Raw genomic sequence first — 19492 nt, 5'->3', positions numbered from 1 at the left:
AAGCACCAATGGGAGGCCGGCTTTTATATTCCGTAGGCCTGCATCACGTTGTCGCTCCCCAGCCCCCTGCCCTCGGTATTGGCGCTGGTTTCGGCGAGCCCGTGCCAGGCATGATGCAGTCCCTCCCGCTCGTGCACGACGCGATTGCGTCCGAGCGCCTTGGCGAGATAAAGCGCCCGATCGGCCGAGGCATAGACCTGCTGCTTGCTGCGCCCAGGAATGAGATCGGCCACGCCGCCGGAAATGGTGATGGCAATATGATTCCCATCTGCCACGAGCGGTCTGTTGGCGATATCGGACTGCACGGCCTGGATCCGCTCCAACCGTTTCTCCAGCGGTTCGCCGGAGACGATGACGCCGAATTCCTCGCCACCGAGGCGCGCAACGACGGACGATTCGTCGAAGGCGGAAAGCAGCACCGCCGAGACCGCCGTGATAACCGCATCGCCGCAGGCATGGCCGAAACGGTCGTTGATCGCCTTGAAACGGTCGACGTCGAAAATGACGAGCGAGGCGTCGCCTTCGATCCGATCCAGCGACTCGGTGAAGGCGCGCCGGTTCAACAGGCCGGAGAGGGTATCCGTGCGGCTGAGCTTTTCGAACTCCGCCCGCGACAGCGTCAGTTCATGCATTGCAAAACCCGCCGCCAGCGACATCATGCCGGAAACCGTGCCGCCGACAAGCCAGGAAAAAATGGCGCCGAAGCCGATCGCGTGCGAAAGGGTCACCGGCAACAGCCCGAGAAAACCGAGTGGCGGTATCGTCAGCGCAATGATAACGCCGGAGAAAATGACGGCAAGAAAGCTCATCTTCAACGCAAAGACATAGACCTGCCTGCGATATAGAAAATGGCCAAAATCGGCCTGCAGCGACATCCAGTTTCTCATGAGAATCGACCTTCCTGCCCGGCGTTTCAAGGCATTGATAAGAGCCCAATTGCTGCGGGTGTCTTAATCAATTCGCTAAAATTCGAACGATTTCAGACGATTCGGTGGTGAGATTTTTTCTAGCAGGGGCTGCAAGTCTTCAATCCCTGAATCGAACAACGTACACAAGCAGCTAATGTGTTGATATATAATAGCTTTGCCACGATCTTGCGGCGAGCTGTTTCAGAATGGTCTAGCTCAAGAAAAACTGCGATTTTTACAACCGGACGGAGAAATCCATTCACAATTTCGTTTAAGAGCGGACGGGCCAGCGAGTGCGTCAATTGTAGACATCAACAGACAATCGCAATGATTGTGGAAGAGGGTTCCATAAGCCAGTCCGAAGCCCTGCCGAGCGGAGTGCAGCGGCAGTCCAGGTGTTGCAGCCGAAGAGGGCATTGAAGTATCCCTTGGCTTCGAAAAACCGATCGATCTCCCCGTAACCCGCATCCGGAATCGGCGCGATCGCGCCCGCGTTGCGGACGAAGCTGTCCGCGATGAATTCGCGCAGCCGCGCCAATCCATCATCACCAATATCGAAGGCCGTAACATCAGACTGCGGCTCGGCAATATGGCCAGCGAGATCCACATGCAGCACCGAACGATCTATCGTCAGCGCCCGTAGCACCGGCAGCGGCTTCAGCTCAGCCCAGGTCGGTGTTTCGAGATAGAAGGCGCGGCCGCCCCAGCCGATCACGAGCCATTCCGCATTCGGATGACCGAGCGGAAAATCCGGCTCGTCGAGGAAGGAAAATGCCGCCCGCGTCTCCTCATCGAGCGGAATGGCAATATCGGTATGAATCGATCCCGATAGGAGGAGAATGCGGTGGATTGCCTCCCCCGGCGACGCCTTGACCGGGGCAATCAGCGGCCGGGGAATGAAGGTTCCGCCCGCTGCCAGAGTTGCGAGCAGGAGCACGATCCGCAACAGCCAGCGCATCCCCCTCAGCACGGAATGACTGGCCTAGAACAGGAAATAGCGCTGCGCCATCGGCAGCACCGTCGCGGGCTCGCAGGTCAGCAGTTCGCCGTTCGCCCTGACTTCATAGGTCTCCGGATCGACTTCGATCTCCGGTGTCAGGTCATTGTGGATCATCGACGCCTTGGAGATGCCGCCGCGCGTATTCTTCACCGCCACGAGTTCCTTCGCGACCCCGAGCCTGCCCTTCAGCCCGGCATCGAGCGACGCCTGGCTGACGAAGGTGACGGAGGAATTGGTGAGGCTGCGGCCATAGGAGGCGAACATCGGCCGATAGTGCACCGGCTGCGGCGTCGGGATCGAGGCATTCGGATCGCCCATAGGGGCGGCGGCAATCGAGCCGCCGAGCAGCACCATGTCGGGCTTCACGCCGAAGAAGGCTGGGTTCCAGAGCACGAGGTCGGCGCGCTTACCGATCTCGACCGAGCCGATCTCATGGCTGAGACCGTGGGCGATCGCCGGGTTGATCGTATATTTGGCGATATAGCGGCGGACGCGGAAATTGTCGTTGTCGCCCTTTTCCTCCTTCAGTCGGCCGCGCTGGCGCTTCATCTTATCGGCCGTCTGCCAGGTGCGGATCGCCACTTCGCCGACGCGGCCCATGGCCTGGCTGTCGGATGAAATGATCGAGAAGGCGCCGATATCATGGAGAATGTCTTCCGCCGCGATCGTCTCCTTGCGGATGCGGCTTTCGGCAAAGGCGATATCCTCGGGAATCGACGGCGACAGGTGATGGCAGACCATCAGCATGTCGAGATGCTCAGCGATAGTGTTGACCGTGTAGGGCCGCGTCGGATTGGTGGACGACGGGATGACGTTCGGCTGCCCACAGATCTTGATGATATCGGGCGCGTGCCCGCCGCCCGCCCCTTCCGTGTGGAACGCATGGATGGTGCGGCCCTTGATGGCGCCGATCGTATCCTCGACGAAGCCGCTTTCGTTCAGCGTATCGGTGTGGATCATCACCTGCACGTCATGTTCGTCGGCGACCGACAGGCAGCAATCGATGGCGCCAGGCGTCGTGCCCCAGTCCTCATGCAATTTCAGCGAGGTGGCGCCGGCCAGCACCATTTCCGTCAGTGCTCCCGGCAGCGAGGCATTGCCCTTGCCGGCAAAGGCAAGGTTCATCGGGAAGGCGTCCGCCGCCTCGATCATACGCGCCAGATGCCAGGGACCCGGCGTGCAGGTGGTGGCGAGCGTACCATGCGCCGGTCCCGTGCCGCCGCCGAGCATGCAGGTCAAGCCAGACATCAGCGCTTCCTCGATCTGCTGCGGCGCGATGAAATGGATATGGCTATCCATGCCGCCTGCGGTGACGATCTTGCCTTCGGCGGCAATAGCCTCCGTGCCCGGGCCGACGATAATGTTGACGCCCGGCTGCATATCGGGATTGCCGGCCTTGCCGATCGCAACGATGCGCCCACCCTTCAGCCCGATATCGGCTTTATAGATTCCGGAATGATCGACGATCACCGCATTGGTGATGACCGTATCGACCGCGCCGTCCGCCCGTGTCACCTGGCTCTGGCCCATGCCGTCACGGATCACCTTGCCGCCGCCGAACTTCACCTCCTCGCCATAAGTGGTGAAATCCTTCTCGATCTCGATGAAGAGCTCCGTATCGGCAAGGCGCACCTTGTCTCCGGTGGTCGGTCCGAACATGCCGGCATAGGCGGCGCGGGAGATCTTGTAGGGCATTCATCAGGCTCCGTGGAAGGAAGAGACAAGTTTTTTTTCGCCGAGTCGTGTGAGGCGGCCAGCGGCTACATAAGTATCGACAAGCTGCCGTTCGGCCGCAAACGGGTGCCATTCCCAGCCGACGTGACCGAAGCCAGCCAGCATCACCTCGGCCTCGGCATATTTGTCCAGCACCTCGGCGGTGACGATCATGCCGCTGCTCGGCACCACATAGGGCGCCGGCTCAAAGGCCGAAAGCGAGGCGTCGACGGCCTCGTGGACCGTCTTGCCGATGACGATATGCGCCTTGCCGGTTTCCGCGCAGAAGGCAGCGAACGCATCCGTATAGTCGTCGCAGAAATCATCGAGATCAGGATGCGAGACGGCAAGCGGCGCCCGCATCGCGGCAAATTTTTCCGGGTCGCGCACGCTCCAGATTTCGCGCGCCGAAACAACACCGGGATGAGCGCGCCACTCGGGTGAGCCGAGCATTGCCTTTGCCGGCCGGCCGGTATTGCAGACCGCGACGGCATCCGTGCGGCTGCCGCCAGTGCCGTAGGAACGGCAATCGTTGAAGCGGATGACGAAATCGGCGGCATCGATGATGCCTGCCTGTCCTTCCCCAATCTCGCCATTGCCGACGATTACGATCTTTTTGATCACCCTAGTTGCTCATCGTGTCTTCGAGCTGTTTCAGCTCTTTCGTGCGTTTATCCGTCTCTTCGGCCAGACATCCGGCAACCAGCATCGGCTCCATCGTGCCGCCGCGGGCCTGAAAGCCGAAGGCATCGCATTCTGCGTCGCGATAGTCGATCCAGGCGCGCTGCGCCTTGACCAGCGCCCTTTCGGCACCCTTCATGTCGGCGTCGAGATCCTTGTCGATCGCCGCCATGGCGGCGCGTGTCTTCTTATATTGTTCGTTCAGCGCCTTGTCGGCAGCCTCATGGCGCGCCTCTTCGCAGGAGGTCATGTCCGATTGCGTCTGCGGACTCTTGCAATCGACATCCTGCGCGGACACACGGCCGGCCACAAACAGCATCGCCGCCCCGATGAGGCAGATATTCAGACGCAATCACCTCTCCCGTTCTTCTAAAGCCTGCCCATCACGAGCTGGCGGAAGCCGTAAACCTCGCGCTTGCCGGAAAGCGGGATCAGCGTCACCGAACGCGTCTGCCCCGGCTCGAAGCGCACGGCCGTCCCGGCCGGAATATCAAGACGTTTCCCGTGCGCCGCCGCGCGGTCGAAGGAAAGCCCGGCATTGGTCTCGGCAAAATGATAGTGGCTGCCGACCTGCACCGGCCGGTCGCCTGTATTGGAAACTTCCAGCGTCACCGTGGGCGCGCCGGCATTGAGTTCGATGTCGCCGCTTGCGGCAATGATCTCGCCCGGAATCATCTCATTCTCCTTAAGCCGCTCTGGGTGCACAGCCCTCGGCCTTCAGCACGCGTTTCGTCGACGCCGGATGTTTGGCGAGCATGGCGGCCGGCCGGATGGGCCTGGCGACGAGATTGCCGCCGCAATTCGGGCAAGTGCCCTTCAGCACGCCGTCCACGCAATCGGCGCAGAAGGTGCATTCGTAGGTGCAGATCCGCGCCTCAGCGCTCTCCGGCGGCAGATCCTTGTCGCAGCATTCGCAATTGGGCCTCAGTTCCAGCATTTTCTCTCCCTACCGGATCGGTTCATGTACGGTGACGAGCTTGGTTCCGTCGGGAAACGTTGCTTCCACCTGCACGTCGTGGATCATCTCGGCAACGCCCTCCATCACCTGATCACGGCCGATCACATGGGCGCCGGCTTCCATCAGCTCGGCGACGGGACGGCCGTCGCGGGCGCCTTCGACGACGAAGTCGCTGATCAGCGCAATCGCTTCGGGATAGTTCAGCTTGACGCCGCGCTCCAGCCGCCGCCGTGCCACCATCGCCGCCATCGAAATCAGCAGCTTGTCTTTTTCTCTCGGAGTGAGGTTCATTGCTTGCCCATCTGCCTCATGCTTCGCTTCATAGATTCCAGACTTTCGGCACAGGCGCACCGTTGCGCAAGACGGAAATGACCGGGATAAGGATTTTTCTCAGCGTAAAACCGTCGGCTGCGGCAAGGCGAACGACGAGCTTGTCGCTCCAGGCGCTCGCGCCGCCCATGATCCCTTCGACGAGCGGCCGCACCTTGCCGAGATAGGCTTCAGCCAGCGGACCGGCATAAAGCAGCGTCGCAAAGGCCACCTGCCCGCCGAGCACGGCCTGACGCGCGGCCAATGCCGCGACACCCTCGGAAAGCCTAAGCTCCTCGGCATGGATCAGCCGGCCCGAGCGGCGGATACGCCAGCGGTCACGAAAGAGCCCAGTCTCCACCGCCTCGCCCATTGCCTTGCGGCCGAGCAGCACCGCTTCGACGGCCAGGAATTCGGCGCTTTCGTCGAGATCGACGTCCAGGCGGCGGAAAAGCGCTGCCCTGTCGAAGAGGATCGTTTCCTGCGGAAGCCAGTCGACGCGCGCTCCAACGCCGACTTCGATGCGGGTCGTCACCTCGGCGGCGCCGGCCGACGCCTTGTAGATCTTTTCGCAGGCCTGGGTGGTAACGTCGATCTTCGTGCCGGCGCCGGCAACAACGCTCCAGTCCAGCCGATCGCCGCCGGTCAGCCCGCCCGCGGTGTTGATGATGACGGCTTCCATCGAGGCGTCGAAAGTATCAGGCAAGCGGATCTTCGCCGCGCCCTCCTGATAGAGCTCGCGAATACGAGTGCGCCCATCGAGCAGCCTTGCCGCCAGATGCCCCCGTCCCTCCGCTCTTTGCGGTCTGGTACTCACTGCCGCACTCGTCATGTCGTCCTTTCAATCGCGCCACCGCTTTCCATTCGCCGGCGCGAATGACGGAAAGCAAGCAATTCCCATGCCGCCCGACAAGGGCTGCGGTCCGCGCAGAAGAGATCAACGAGCCGTCGTTCTCTCTGCCGCAAATTGCGGCATTTGCCGGTCAGACGGTCAGATGGCGGCGAGCCTCCTGCGTGTCCAGCGTTTCGGCAAGCCCTTCATGCACGATCTCGCCGCGGTCCATGATGTAGACATAGTCGGCAAGCTCCCGGCAGAAATCCAGATATTGCTCGACAAGCAGGATCGCCATGCCTGTGGAATCGCGGAGATAGCGGATCGCCCGGCCGATATCTTTGATGATCGACGGCTGAATGCCCTCGGTCGGCTCGTCGAGCACGAGAATTTTCGGCCGCGTCACCATGGCGCGCCCGATTGCCAGCTGCTGCTGCTGCCCGCCGGAAAGATCGCCGCCGCGCCGTGACAACATCGATTTCAGCACCGGGAAGAGACTGAAGATATCGTCGGGAATGTTGCGGTCGCGGCGGCCAAGCGGAGCGAAGCCGGTTTCGAGATTTTCCTTGACGCTAAGCAGCGGAAAGATTTCACGCCCCTGCGGCACATAGCCGATGCCCTGCTTGGCGCGGGCAAAGGGCGGCAGGCCGTTCAGTTTTGTATCGTTGAAGGTGACGGTGCCGGCCGATAGCGGATGCTGGCCGGTGACGGCGCGCAGCAGCGAACTCTTGCCGACGCCGTTGCGCCCCAGCACGCAGGTGATCTTGCCCATCTCCGCCTTGATGGAGATGCCGCGCAGCGCCTGCGCCGCGCCATAATGCAGATTTGCGTTCTCGACTGTCAGCATCCGATCACCCATTCCCCATCAGTTCATCAGACTGCGCCTCAGCGTCTGCAGGGCGTAGTCCTGTTCTTTCGTTCTCTCGCCGCCGGTCTCGGCCACGTCCTCGGCAATGCCGATCAATTGCTGGCGCTCCTGCATGTCGAGCGCCTTTAACCAGAGATCCCGGAACCGGCGGATCGGATCTTCCGGACTGGTGACGTTCTTGGAAGCCCACTCGCCGAAAACCAACACCTCTTCCAGGTCGCCCGGCCGGATGATGCCTTTCATGCGGCTGCGGATAACATCCTTCGCCGCGTCGACATACATCGGCTTCTCCTTGGCAAGGCAGAAGAAAAAGGCCACCGCCGCAATCGCCGGATCGGCAATCGAGGCCAGCGGCGCTACCTCGGCCTGCTTGCGAAACTTCCTGCGCTTATAAGCGCCCCGCATGCGCTCGACGGAATCGATGATCTCGTTTCCCGCCTCGCGCACCATTTTAAAACGCCAATACCAGATGACAGCGCCGCTGAGCGCCGCGACCAGAATACCGAGAAAAGCCATGATGAAACCCCACAGTAAACCCCGCTCGTTTTAGAGCGTCTTCCATTGTCAGGTTCAAGCCTGGAAGTTGCATTCCTCACCTTCCTAGATAATTCTCGATCACCTTCGGATCCGAACTGACGAAATCGATCGATCCCTCCGCCAGCACCGATCCTTCCGCAAGGCAGGTCACCTTGACGCCGAGGTCGCGGATGAAGCCCATGTCGTGCTCAACGACGACGACCGACCGGGTCTTGGCGATATTCTTGAGCAGAATCGCCGTTTCCGCTGTCTCCGCATCCGTCATGCCGGCGACCGGCTCGTCGACGAGCAGCAGCTTCGGCTCCTGGGCAAGCAACATGCCGATCTCCAGCCATTGCTTCTGCCCGTGCGATAGATTGGCAGCCAATTCGTCGCGGCGGTGGGTCAGCCGCACGGTTTCGAGAATTTCATCGATGCGCGTCCTGTCTTCGCTCGAAAGTCGATAGAACAGCGTCGAGAAGACGGAGCGGCGGCGGTTCAGCGCCAGTTCCAGATTGTCCCAGACCGTATGGCTTTCGAAGACCGTCGGCTTCTGGAACTTGCGGCCGATGCCGAGCTGAGCGATGTCGGCCTCATCCTTCTTGGTGAGGTCGACGGTCCCGTTGAAGAAAACCTCGCCCTCATCGGGCCTGGTCTTGCCGGTGATGATATCCATCATCGTCGTCTTGCCGGCGCCGTTCGGGCCAATAATGGCGCGAAGCTCGCCGGGCTCGATGACGATCGAGAGCGAATTCAGCGCCTTGAAGCCGTCGAAGGAAACGGAGACGCCGCTGAGATAGAGCACGCTGTTGGGTTTGACGTCGGGAATCATGGGCGCTCACTCCGCTGCCTGGATTTTCGCTTCGATGTCATCTTCCTCTGCCGCCGGGGGTACAGCGTCGGTGACGGCCTTCCGTTTGCCGAGTTGGTGCGCGATGGTGCCGACGACGCCCTTCGGCAGGAACAGCGTAACGGCGACGAAGAGACCGCCGAGCGCAAACAGCCAGAACTCGGGGAAGAGACCGGTGAAAATCGTCTTACCGCCATTGACGAGGATCGCCCCGATGATCGGCCCGATCAGCGTTCCCCGCCCGCCGACCGCCGTCCAGATGACGACTTCGATGGAGTTTGCGGGCGCGAATTCGCCGGGATTGATGATGCCGACCTGCGGCACGTAGAGCGCGCCGGCAATGCCCGCCATCATCGCCGAGACGACGAAGGTGAAGAGCTTGAAATGCTCGACGCGGTAGCCGAGGAAGCGTGTGCGGCTTTCGGCGTCGCGCACGCCGACGAGCACCTTGCCGAACTTTGAGCGGACGATTGCCGAGGCGATCGTCAGCGATAGCGCCAGAAAGATCGCGGTCGCGGCGAAGAGGCTGGCGCGCGTGCCGTCTGCCTGGATGTTGAAGCCGAGGATGTCCTTGAAATCGGTCATGCCGTTATTGCCGCCGAAACCCATGTCGTTGCGGAAGAAGGCAAGCAGCAGCGCATAAGTCATCGCCTGGGTGATGATCGAGAGGTAGACGCCGTTGACGCGCGAGCGGAAGGCGAACCAGCCGAAGACGAAGGCGAGCAAACCAGGCACGAGGAGCACCATCAGCGCCGCGAACCAGAACTGGTCGAAGCCGTACCAGAACCAGGGCAGCTCCTTCCAGTTCAGGAACACCATGAAGTCGGGAAGGATCGAATCGCCGTAGACGCCGCGCGAGCCGATCTGGCGCATCAGATACATGCTCATCGCATAACCGCCGAGCGCGAAGAAGGCGCCGTGGCCGAGCGAAAGGATGCCGCAGAAGCCCCAGACGAGATCGAGCGCCAGCGCCAGCAGCGCATAGGTCAGATACTTGCCAAACAGCGCCATGATGTAGGTCGGGACGTGAAGCGGATGGGTTGGCCCGGTGGCGAGGTTCAGCACCGGCACGAGAATGGCGACCGCCAGCAGCAGGGCGACGGCGATTGAGATCCTGCGATCGAGCGATCGGAGAAGGAAGGCCGTTATCATGCTTCCACCGCCCTTCCTTTGAGTGCGAAGAGCCCGCGCGGACGCTTCTGGATGAACAGAATGATGAGGACGAGCACCAGGATTTTGCCGAGCACGGCGCCGGCGAAGGGCTCAAGGAACTTGTTGACGACGCCGAGCGACAGGGCGCCGACCAGCGTGCCCCAGAGATTGCCGACCCCGCCGAATACGACGACCATGAAGCTGTCGATGATGTAGTTCTGGCCGAGGTTCGGCGAGACGTTATCGATCTGCGAGAGCGCCACACCGGCCATGCCGGCGATGCCGGAGCCGAGCGCGAAGGTGAAGGCATCGACCCAGCCGGTGCGGATTCCCATGGAGGAAGCCATGCGCCGGTTCTGCGTCACCGCCCGCATCTGCAGCCCGAAGGCGGAGCGCTTGAGCAGCATCAGGAGCGTCAGGAATACCACCACAGAGAAGGCGATGATCCAGAGCCGGTTCCAGGTGATGACCAGCCCGCCGAAATCGAAGGCACCGGACATCCAGCTCGGATTGCGGACCTCGCGGTTGGTCGGGCCGAAATAGCTGCGGATCGCCTGCTGCAAGATCAGCGACACGCCCCAGGTGGCAAGCAGGGTCTCCAGCGGGCGGCCGTAGAGATAGCGGATCACCGAACGTTCGATGACGAGACCGACCAGACCGGTGAAGAGGAAGGCAGCCGGCACCGCGAAGGCCAGTGAATAATCGGCAAGCGAGGGGAAGGCCGAGGCGATCGTTTCCTGCACGACATAGGTCGTATAGGCGCCGATCATCACCATCTCGCCATGCGCCATGTTGATGACGCCCATGACGCCGAAGGTGATGGCAAGGCCGATAGCGGCCAAGAGCAGCACCGAGCCGAGCGACAGGCCGTACCAGACGTTCTGGACGACGTCCCAGAGCGCCAGGTCACGGTTGATCGAATTGATCTCCGTCTGGATCGCGGGCTTCAGATCGTCGGGCGCATTCGCCATCGCCGTCGTCAGGATCGTCAGCGCATCGCGGCCGCCGCGGGCGGCGATCATATCGATGGCAGCCCGCTTCTCCTCGAGACCGGCATCGCTCTTCAGCACCATCACGGCCCGCGCCGCTTCCATCGTGTTTTTGATCTCGCCATCCTTCTCGGCTGAAAGAGCCGAATTCAGGAGTTCGAGATTGGCAGGATCGGCATCCCTAAGCATTCCCTCGGCCGCAGCGAGCCGCGCCGAGCGATCCGGGCTCAGAAGCGTCAGCTGGCTCATCATCGTCGTGATCGTGGTGCGCAGTGCATTGTTGATCTTGACCTTCGACATCAAGTCGGGATCGACATCGGCAACCGCCTCGCCGGTGATCGGATCGGAATAGGTGGGCTCGTCCTCCGTCCCGCCCTGCACGAGCACGGGACCACCCTCCGAATTGACGTAGAGTTGGCCGTCGCTCAGCTGCTGCAGGATCTGGCTGACATGCGTATCCCCGGAAGCGGCAAGCGCCCGGATGGCCGCGTCGCGCTCGGGAAAGCCGCCGACGCCGAGCGCATCGACGAGAGCGTGCACGTCGTCCTCGGCGCGAAGGCCGGTCCCAGAAAGCGTCAGGCCCGAAAGCATCAGACAAAATGTCAGAAGGAGAATCTGGATGGCGCGAAACATCGGCTCTCTCGCCTTGAGTGTCGTCGGCCTTGCGGCGCAGCGGTAAAGATGGAGCTTCCGCCCGGATCGGCTCCGGACGGAAGTCTTCAGACTATCAGCGGATGGGTCTCCTCAGGAGCCCTTGCCGCCGCACTTGCCGGTGGCAACGTTGAAGTTGCCGCAGTTCAACGGCTTGCGCCAATCAGAGATCAGGTCCTTGGAGTCCGGCAGATAGTCCGACCATTCGTCGCCGACGACAGCGGGCGTTTGCTGGACGATTTCGAACTGGCCGTTGGCCTGGATTTCACCAATCAGCACCGGCTTGGTGATGTGGTGGTTGGGCATGACGGTGGCATAGCCGCCGGAGAGGTTCGGAACGGTCACGCCGATGATGTTATCGAGAACGGCATCGGTATTGGTGGTGCCGGCGGCCTCGACGGCCTTCACCCAGGCGTTGAAGCCGATATAGGCGGCCTCCATCGGATCGTTCGTCACACGCTTGTCGTTCTTTGTGAAGGCGTGCCATTCCTTGATGAACTTCTTGTTGGCGGGGCTTTCCACCGACTCGAAGTAGTTCCAGGCAGCGAGATGGCCGACGAGCGGCTTGGTGTCGAGGCCGGCAAGCTCTTCTTCGCCGACCGAGAAGGCGACAACCGGAATGTCGGTCGCCTTGATGCCCTGGTTGCCGAGCTCCTTGTAGAACGGCACATTGGCGTCACCATTGACCGTGGAGACCACGGCGGTCTTCTTGCCGGCAGAGCCGAATTCCTTGATCTTGGCGACCTCGGTCTGCCAGTCGGAGAACCCGAACGGCGTGTAGTTGACGAGAATGTCTTCCTTCGGAATGCCCTTGGATTCGAGATAGGCTGCCAGGATCTTGTTGGTCGTGCGCGGGTAGACATAGTCGGTGCCTTCGAGCACGAAGCGCTTCACGCCTTCGGTCTTCATCAGATAGTCGACAGCCGGGATCGCCTGCTGGTTCGGAGCCGCACCCGTGTAGAAGATGTTGCGCGAGGATTCCTCGCCTTCATACTGCACAGGGTAGAAGAGCAGCGAGTTCAGCTCTTCGAAAACCGGCAGCACCGACTTGCGCGAGGACGACGTCCAGCAACCGAAGACCGCGGCGACCTTGTCCTTTTCGATCAGCTCACGCGCCTTTTCGGCAAAGAGCGGCCAATCGGACGCCGGATCGACGACGACAGCTTCGAGCTTCTTGCCGAGAAGGCCGCCCTTCTTGTTCTGCTCGTCGATGAGCATCAGCATGGCGTCTTTCAGCGTGGTTTCGGAAATTGCCATCGTGCCCGAGAGCGAATGCAGCACGCCGACCTTGATCGTATCGTCGGCGGCAATCGCGCTGCTGAAGGCAGCCGACGCTGTCATGATGGCGCCGAGCGCGGCACCCGTAATCGTGGATTTGAGATTCATATGGTTGATCCCCTCTCTTGTTCCGCAACAGGCCGGAAACGGAGTTAACTGTTGCCGAGAGGACTATCGGGTGCTGCAGCGCAAAAACACATACGCAAAATGACGTAGGCGCAGGGGTCGAATGCGCAGTCATGACGAGGAGGGCATCCCCGCCGCAGGGGTGCCCGGTCGGTTCGATATTAGCCGTCGATCGTCAAGGTGACCGAGCTCGGGCCGTAAGACAGGGTCGCCCTGTGGCCGGAGATGGTGAACTTGCCGAAGGTGCCGGTAATGGCGGCAGCCTTCAGGATTTCGATCTTCGTTCCCGGCGCCGGCGCAAAGCCACGGGCGAGCGCCACGTCAAGATCGCCAGCAAGCGCCGCCTTGCCTGCAACGACCAGCGTGCCGGCGCCATTCGCGCCGAGCGTCGGCTTGGCCGTCGCACTGGCGAGCTGCTGATAGTCGCCGCCCACGGCTAAGGGCTTGTCGGCGGCCACGATGAGCGAACCGCCATTGACCATCAACCCACCGGCGCCGAAGGCCGAGGGAGAGCCGGCAACCAGCACGCCCTCTTCCAGCACGGTGCCGCCGGCATAGCTGTTGGCGCCGGAAAGACCGAGAATGCCGCTGCCGCGCTTCACCAGTCTGCCCTTGCCGCCGATGTCGTTGCGCCAGGTATCGATCGCATTGAAGCCGCCCTTTGCCGCATCCATCGTCACGGTCACGTCCTGTTCGAAGGCGCCGTAACCGTCGGCGGCGGCAAACAGGTTGAGGCGGCCGTAGCCTTCCGCGTCGTCGAGCAGCGGATAGCCCGAGGCGATTTCCGTTGTACCAAGCACCTCGCGGCGCTGTTCACCATCAAGATAGGGCAGACGAGTTTCCAGAAGCGCTTCGGCGCCCTCCGGCACGCGGGCCGGCTGATCGGTCGCATGGATCGTCGGCAGCCCATAGCTCAGGCGCTGCAGCACATAGGCACGATTGGCTTCGTGATCGGCGAAACGGTCCGCCGAAAGCGGCGCCGCATGGGCGGCGACTTCGAGCGCGCCCGCATCCGCAACACCCGACTTGGCGATCAGCCATGACTGCGCCTGGGCGTAGGCAGCGCTCTTCAGCGCTGAATTGTCGGACTTGTTCAGGTTATAGACGACAGTGGCGGTGCCGAGCATGCGGCCGCCCATCACGTCGAGCGGAGAGTGCATGCCTGCAAGGATGCGGTCTTCACCCATTTCGCTGGCGCGGGCGATCATTTCCTGGAATCGCTGCGGCACCAAATAGGCCATGGCGAGCGCATCCCGCCAGGCTTCCGCCGTATGTCCGCTGGGGAAGCCACCGTCCTCGACCGGCTTGCTGCTTTTGGCGGGCTCGAGCGTCGGGACGACCGAGACGTCCGGGCTCCAGCGATAGGGACGGGCATATTTGAAATAGCGCTTGGCGGGCTCCGTCGAGCCATCGCCGCTTGCGGCATTGATGAAGTCGATGGCGAGGCCCATGTCCGGGTTGGCGTCGGTCTTGTTTTCCGTATCCGCTTTGCTGCCGGCGCCGCGATTGTTGCCCTTGTCGTCATATTTGACCGTCGTCGCGTCGGCCGCCACCTCAGTGATCGTGGTGATCTGCTTGGAACCGGCCTTCCAGGCATCCGTCAGCGGACCGAGACCATCGACGATGCTGGCATTCTTGCCGCGCCGATCGTCAAGATAGGCGGCCACCGCCTGCTCGGCCGTTCGCGCCTGCGTCGCCTTCACGACATAGCCGATATTAGCATCATGGACTGGCCTGTTGACGATCTGGCCGTCGGTCTTGCTGAAGGGAATGCCGTCCCAATCTGTCTTGGCGACTGCAGGGCAATTGTCCTTGGCTGCGGCTTCCACACCGGCATCGACGAAAGGCGTGCGCGGGGTCCAGACTTCGAGGAAGCCGGAGAGAAGATGGACGGCGGCGTTGGTGTCGGCCGTCGAGAAGCAAGCGTCACCGCGCTTGTTGGTGTTTCCGGTCTCGGCATAGGGCGCTTTCGCACTTGTGGCTTGCTCAGCGGCGGCAAGCGAGGGCACGACCGAAAGAAGGCTGACGAGAGCGGTGCTCAGGCGGCAAAGTATTGAAACAGACATGAGTATACCCGAAATGGTTTAACGAGTGGCGGCAGGGTTAGAGCGGATATGTGACAGAGCCGTTTCAAAAATATGACTGTTCTGCAAATCCGCCAGTGCTCACCCCTTGCCTTTCCCGTCCATCCCGCCAAAACTACCGTGGAAACGATGAGCCCAACGAGAGTGCCGGAAAGAGGGCATGACAGCGCGCCAACGCATCATTCCGGTGAGACGCGAATATAATCGCTGGGTCGCCAACCAGACGCTTGAAGACTATGCGCTGCGCTTCACCGCAAAGAGCGCCCGCCATTTTTCGTCTGAGCGCATCTCGCAGACGGCAATCGGCGCGATCTCCTTCCTGGCGCTCGAAGCGATCGGCGGGGCGATCACCCTCTCCTACGGCACCACCAACGCCTTCTACGCCATCATCGTTGCCTCGATCGTCATGCTGGCAATCGGCCTGCCGATCAGCCGCTACGCCATCCGCCACGGCGTCGACATCGATCTTCTGACGCGCGGCGCCGGCTTCGGCTACATCGGCTCGACCATCACCTCGCTGATCTATGCGAGCTTCACCTTCATGCTGTTTGCGATAGAGGCCTCGATCATGTCCGGGGCCCTGGAGCTCACCCTCGGCATTCCGCTCTGGATCGGCTACATCATCAGCGCCGTCATGGTGATCCCGCTAGTGACGCACGGCGTGCGGCTGATCAGCAAGTTCCAGCTGATCACCCAGCCCTTCTGGATCGTGCTGAACATCCTGCCCTTCATCTTCATCGCCTTCATGGACTGGGAGAAATTCGATCTCTGGCGCGCCTTTTCAGGCATCCGCCACGCTTCCGGCCCGCCCGGTACCATCGCCGACTTCGATCTGATGGAGTTCGGCGCCGCCTCCGCCGTCATTCTGGCGCTGATGTCGCAGATCGGCGAGCAGGCCGATTTCCTCCGCTTCCTGCCGCCGGCGCTGCAGCGCAAATGGCGCCATCGCCTAGCCGTCTTCCTTGCCGGACCCGGCTGGGTTATCATCGGCGCGCCGAAGCTGCTTGCCGGCTCCTTCCTGGTCGTGCTCACCTTCACTTCCGGCGTTCCCCTCGACCGCGCCGCCGATCCCGCGCAGATGTACCTCACCGCCTTCGGCTACATGGTTCCCTGGCACAATGCCGCGCTGCTGCTTATGGCCGCCTTCGTTGTCGTCTCGCAGCTCAAGATCAACGTGATGAACGCCTATGCCGGCTCGCTCGCCTGGTCGAATTTCTTCTCCCGGCTGACCCACAGCCATCCCGGCCGCGTTATTTGGCTTGTCTTCAATGTTGCGATCGCTCTGCTGTTGATGGAACTCGGCATCTACCGGCTGCTGGAGGAGACGCTCGGCATCTTCTCGATCATCGCGATGGCTTGGCTCTGCACGATCTCCGCCGATCTCTTCATCAACAAGCCGCTGGGGCTCGCGCCTGCCGGCATCGAGTTCAAGCGCGCCCATCTCTACGACATCAACCCGGTCGGCCTCGGCGCCATGACGCTGTCGGCGACGATATCGCTGATCGCCCACTTTGGCGCTTTCGGCGAGATGGCCGCGTCGCTTGCTCCCTATATCACCCTCGTCATCGCGCTGGCTGCCTCGCCTGCCATTGCCTGGGCGACGAGGGGCAAGTTCTATCTCGCCCGCAAGCCGCGCCAGAGCTGGAAGAATCTGACCAGCATCACCTGCTCTGTCTGCGAGCATCCTTTCGAGCCGGAGGATATGGCCTGGTGCCCGGCCTATGCAGCCCCGATCTGCTCGCTCTGCTGTTCGCTCGACAGCCGCTGCCACGACATGTGCAAGCCGGCCGCGCGTTTCAACGCCCAGGTCGGAACCGTCGCGAGGACGCTGCTGCCGGAGAGCGTTCTGGGCAAGCTGACGACCCGCCTTGGCCGCTACGGCATCGCCGTGGCGCTGGCGCTGACCGCCATCGGCGCGATCCTGGCGATGATCGCCCATCAGGTCGCCTCCGCCTCGCCGGAGACGGCAGAGGTGGTCAATCGCACCATTCTGATCGTCTTCTTCGTCTTCTCGGTGATATCAGGCGTCGTCTGCTGGTTCTATGTGCTCGCCCATGATAGTCGCGTCGTCGCCGAGGAGGAATCCTCGCGCCAGAACACGCTGCTGCTCAAAGAAATCGCCGCCCACAAGAAAACCGATGCGGCCCTTCAGAACGCCAAGGAGACGGCCGAGGCAGCCAACCGCGCCAAGAGCCGCTATGTCGTCGGCCTCAGCCACGAGCTGCGCACACCTTTGAACGCCGTGCTCGGCTATGCCCAGATCCTCGAACGCGACGAAACGATCCCGGCGCCGCGCCAATCCTCGATCAAGGTCATCCGCCGCAGCGCCGAACATCTCTCGGGGCTGATCGACGGCCTGCTCGATATTTCCAAGATCGAGGCCGGCCGCCTGCAGGTCTATTCCAACGAGATCAATATCCATGACTTCCTCGACCAGATCGTCGAGCTGTTCCGCCCGCAGGCGCAGGCCAAGGGACTTGTCTTTCTACATGACCGTTCGCCTGTTCTGCCGCAATTCGTCCGCACCGACGAAAAGCGCCTGCGCCAGATCCTCGTCAACCTGCTCTCCAATGCCATCAAGTTCACCGACGAAGGCAGCGTCGCCTTCGATGTCGCCTATCGCAGCCAGGTCGCGACCTTCACCGTCACCGATACCGGCCGCGGCATTGCCGAAAAAGACCTGACACGCATCTACGAACCTTTCCAGCGGGGCGAGGCAGACAGCGTGCGGCCGATGCCTGGCCTCGGCCTCGGCCTCACCATCACCCGGCTTCTGACCAACACGCTCGGCGGCGAGATTGCGGTATCCAGCGTCAAGGACGAAGGTTCGACATTCCGTGTGCGGCTCATGCTGTCCGCCGTCATGCGCGCCGCCGCGCCGCCGCAGGAAAAACGCATCGTCGGTTACGACGGTCCGCGCCGCACCATCGTCGTCGTCGACGATAATGAGGATCACCGCGAGATGATGCGTGAAATCCTGGCGCCGCTCGATTTCATCGTGCTGACGGCGGCAGGCGGCGCCGAGTGCCTGACACTGATCGACGGCATCCAGCCCGATCTGTTCCTCGTGGATATACTTATGCCCGGCATGAGCGGCTGGCAGCTCGTCTCGCGTCTGCGTGAGGCCGGCCAGACGGCACCGATGCTGATGCTTTCGGCCAATATTGGCGATGCGACGGTTCTGAGCGACAGCGACGACAGCCACAATGACGCTATCGGCAAACCGATCGACATTCGCCAACTGCGTGACAAGCTTGCCCTGCATCTCGGCCTGAATTGGGTCTATGCCGATGATGCGCCCGCCGCTCCTGCAAAGATCGAGGCGCAGCTGCTAGGCCCGGGTGCAGCCCATGTGCAGGAATTGCTACGGCTCGGCGAGATCGGTTACATCAAGGGCATCGAAGCTAAGCTTTCGGACCTTGCCAAGGTGGAGGCAAATCGGCCATTCACGGAGGCTCTTCGACCCTATGTGGCCGCCTTCGATCTGGCCGGCTTCATGTCCTTCCTGCACGACTTCGACGAAAAGGTGGAATCCATTGGCTGAGCCGGCCCTCCCCCGCGACATCGTTTTGCTGGTCGACGACTCGCCGGAGGCACTCGGTTTCCTGACGGATGCGCTCGAACAGTCCGGCTTCTCCGTTCTCATCGCCACCTCGGGCACGGCAGCGCTTGGCATCGTCGAGCGCATCACGCCTGATCTGATCCTGCTCGACGCTGTGATGCCTGTGATGGATGGCTTTGAGACCTGCCGCAGGCTGAAGGCAAATGCCGCCGTCGGCCAGGTGCCGGTGATTTTCATGACCGGCCTGACGGAGACCGAGCATGTCGTGCACGCGTTGGAATCCGGCGGCGTCGATTACCTCACCAAACCGATCAACATCGACGAACTGCGCGCCCGCATCCGCGTCCATCTGCGCAATGCCCGCTCGGCCCAGAGCGCCCGCGTTGCGCTGGACGCTGCCGGCCGTCACCTGCTGGCGGTCAAGGGCGATGGTGCGATCCACTGGTCGACGCCGCAGGCAACGCGGCTCGTCAATGCCGCCATGGGCAGTGACGACGGCATGGAGATCGTCGTCCGTCATATTGCCGGCTGGATGGGCGACCGCGCAGGCGCGGGACGAGACGGCATCATCTCAATCACTCATGCCGGCCAGGCGGCGCTGCAGCTTGCCTTCCTTGGCGCGATCGGCCCGGATGAATATCTCTTCCGCCTCACCGCCGCCAGCCAGCGTAGCGACGACGAGATGCTGCGCCAACGTTTTTCGCTCACCCAACGAGAATCGGAAGTGCTGCTCTGGATCGCCAAGGGCAAGGCCAACCGTGACATCGGCGAAATACTGGGTTTGTCGGCGCGCACCGTGAATAAGCACCTCGAACAGATCTACGTGAAACTCGGGGTAGAGAACCGCGCATCGGCCGCCGTGAAGGCGACTCATGTGCTGCATGAGATGTGATGGATAGCGGAAGGCGTTCCGTGGATCACGCCTCCTCCACCGCACCGCTGACAAGCGGCAGCAGTACCACTTTCTCCATCCGGCCAAGCCAGCGCCGCTTCACCGGCTGACCGCCCGGTGGAT

The 19492-nt window shown here is 61.9% G+C and carries 18 protein-coding genes; 2 read left to right on the top strand and 16 right to left on the bottom strand.

Features of this window, described 5'->3' with window-relative positions; all coding sequences use genetic code 11:
- Positions 1-23: 23 nt before the first annotated feature.
- From FHT70_RS04155 to FHT70_RS04080, 16 genes are all read right to left on the bottom strand, one after another.
- Positions 24-887: a GGDEF domain-containing protein gene (locus FHT70_RS04155; RefSeq protein ID WP_183699120.1), complete on the bottom strand. Its 864-nt coding sequence runs from the start codon at positions 885-887 to the stop codon at positions 24-26.
- 319 nt (positions 888-1206) lie between these two features.
- Entirely contained in the window at positions 1207-1878 is a 672-nt protein-coding gene (locus tag FHT70_RS04150) for a TIGR02117 family protein (protein ID WP_183699118.1), read from the bottom strand.
- 12 nt (positions 1879-1890) lie between these two features.
- A complete protein-coding gene (gene ureC / locus FHT70_RS04145; RefSeq protein ID WP_183699116.1) occupies positions 1891-3603 on the bottom strand; it encodes an urease subunit alpha in 1713 nt (570 codons plus the stop codon).
- 3 nt (positions 3604-3606) lie between these two features.
- Positions 3607-4245 (bottom strand): Urease operon accessory protein, encoded by a 639-nt coding sequence (locus tag FHT70_RS04140; RefSeq protein WP_183699114.1) that lies wholly within the window; start codon positions 4243-4245, stop codon positions 3607-3609.
- 1 nt (position 4246) lies between these two features.
- Positions 4247-4654, bottom strand: a complete 408-nt coding sequence (locus FHT70_RS04135) for a lysozyme inhibitor LprI family protein (protein WP_183699112.1) — start codon at positions 4652-4654, stop codon at positions 4247-4249.
- A gap of 17 nt (positions 4655-4671) precedes the next feature.
- On the bottom strand, positions 4672-4977 hold the full coding sequence (locus FHT70_RS04130) for an urease subunit beta (protein ID WP_183699110.1): 306 nt from the start codon (positions 4975-4977) through the stop codon (positions 4672-4674).
- A 10-nt stretch (positions 4978-4987) separates the two neighbouring features.
- On the bottom strand, positions 4988-5239 hold the full coding sequence (locus tag FHT70_RS04125) for a DUF1272 domain-containing protein (protein ID WP_183699108.1): 252 nt from the start codon (positions 5237-5239) through the stop codon (positions 4988-4990).
- A 9-nt stretch (positions 5240-5248) separates the two neighbouring features.
- Positions 5249-5551 carry an urease subunit gamma gene (locus tag FHT70_RS04120; protein ID WP_064695492.1) on the bottom strand — a complete coding sequence of 101 codons (303 nt, stop codon included), beginning with the start codon at positions 5549-5551 and terminating at the stop codon, positions 5249-5251.
- 28 nt (positions 5552-5579) lie between these two features.
- Complete coding sequence (locus FHT70_RS04115; protein ID WP_183699106.1) at positions 5580-6401, bottom strand: urease accessory protein UreD; 822 nt, start codon at positions 6399-6401, stop codon at positions 5580-5582.
- 151 nt (positions 6402-6552) lie between these two features.
- The gene (gene urtE, locus FHT70_RS04110; protein ID WP_183699104.1) at positions 6553-7248 is read right to left on the bottom strand and encodes an urea ABC transporter ATP-binding subunit UrtE; all 696 of its coding nucleotides are present in this window, start codon (positions 7246-7248) and stop codon (positions 6553-6555) included.
- Positions 7249-7266: 18 nt separating this feature from the next.
- A complete protein-coding gene (locus FHT70_RS04105) occupies positions 7267-7785 on the bottom strand; it encodes a hypothetical protein (RefSeq protein ID WP_097600667.1) in 519 nt (172 codons plus the stop codon).
- Positions 7786-7861: 76 nt separating this feature from the next.
- A complete protein-coding gene (gene urtD, locus FHT70_RS04100) occupies positions 7862-8617 on the bottom strand; it encodes an urea ABC transporter ATP-binding protein UrtD (RefSeq protein WP_085779184.1) in 756 nt (251 codons plus the stop codon).
- Positions 8618-8623: 6 nt separating this feature from the next.
- Complete coding sequence (gene urtC, locus FHT70_RS04095) at positions 8624-9787, bottom strand: urea ABC transporter permease subunit UrtC (RefSeq protein WP_183699102.1); 1164 nt, start codon at positions 9785-9787, stop codon at positions 8624-8626.
- Positions 9784-11409, bottom strand: coding sequence for an urea ABC transporter permease subunit UrtB (gene urtB, locus FHT70_RS04090; protein WP_085779186.1), 1626 nt, complete (start codon positions 11407-11409; stop codon positions 9784-9786). The genes urtC and urtB overlap by 4 nt, the downstream gene beginning before the upstream one ends.
- Positions 11410-11520: 111 nt before the next feature.
- Positions 11521-12813, bottom strand: coding sequence for an urea ABC transporter substrate-binding protein (gene urtA, locus FHT70_RS04085; protein ID WP_183699100.1), 1293 nt, complete (start codon positions 12811-12813; stop codon positions 11521-11523).
- Between the two features lie 179 nt (positions 12814-12992).
- Positions 12993-14897 carry a phosphatase PAP2 family protein gene (locus tag FHT70_RS04080; RefSeq protein WP_183699098.1) on the bottom strand — a complete coding sequence of 635 codons (1905 nt, stop codon included), beginning with the start codon at positions 14895-14897 and terminating at the stop codon, positions 12993-12995.
- A gap of 178 nt (positions 14898-15075) precedes the next feature.
- Between FHT70_RS04080 and FHT70_RS04075 the strand changes: the two genes are divergently transcribed.
- Together FHT70_RS04075 and FHT70_RS04070 are read left to right on the top strand one after the other, a co-directional pair.
- Entirely contained in the window at positions 15076-18459 is a 3384-nt protein-coding gene (locus tag FHT70_RS04075; RefSeq protein ID WP_097600671.1) for an ATP-binding protein, read from the top strand.
- A complete protein-coding gene (locus FHT70_RS04070; RefSeq protein WP_183699096.1) occupies positions 18452-19369 on the top strand; it encodes a response regulator in 918 nt (305 codons plus the stop codon). The genes FHT70_RS04075 and FHT70_RS04070 overlap by 8 nt, the downstream gene beginning before the upstream one ends.
- Positions 19370-19492 lie beyond the last annotated feature (123 nt).

This window comes from Rhizobium sp. BK049 (genome assembly GCF_014193135.1).
Lineage (GTDB): Bacteria > Pseudomonadota > Alphaproteobacteria > Rhizobiales > Rhizobiaceae > Rhizobium.
Note: the sequence above shows the minus strand (reverse complement) of the source record. Positions and strands in the feature narration are given on the sequence as shown.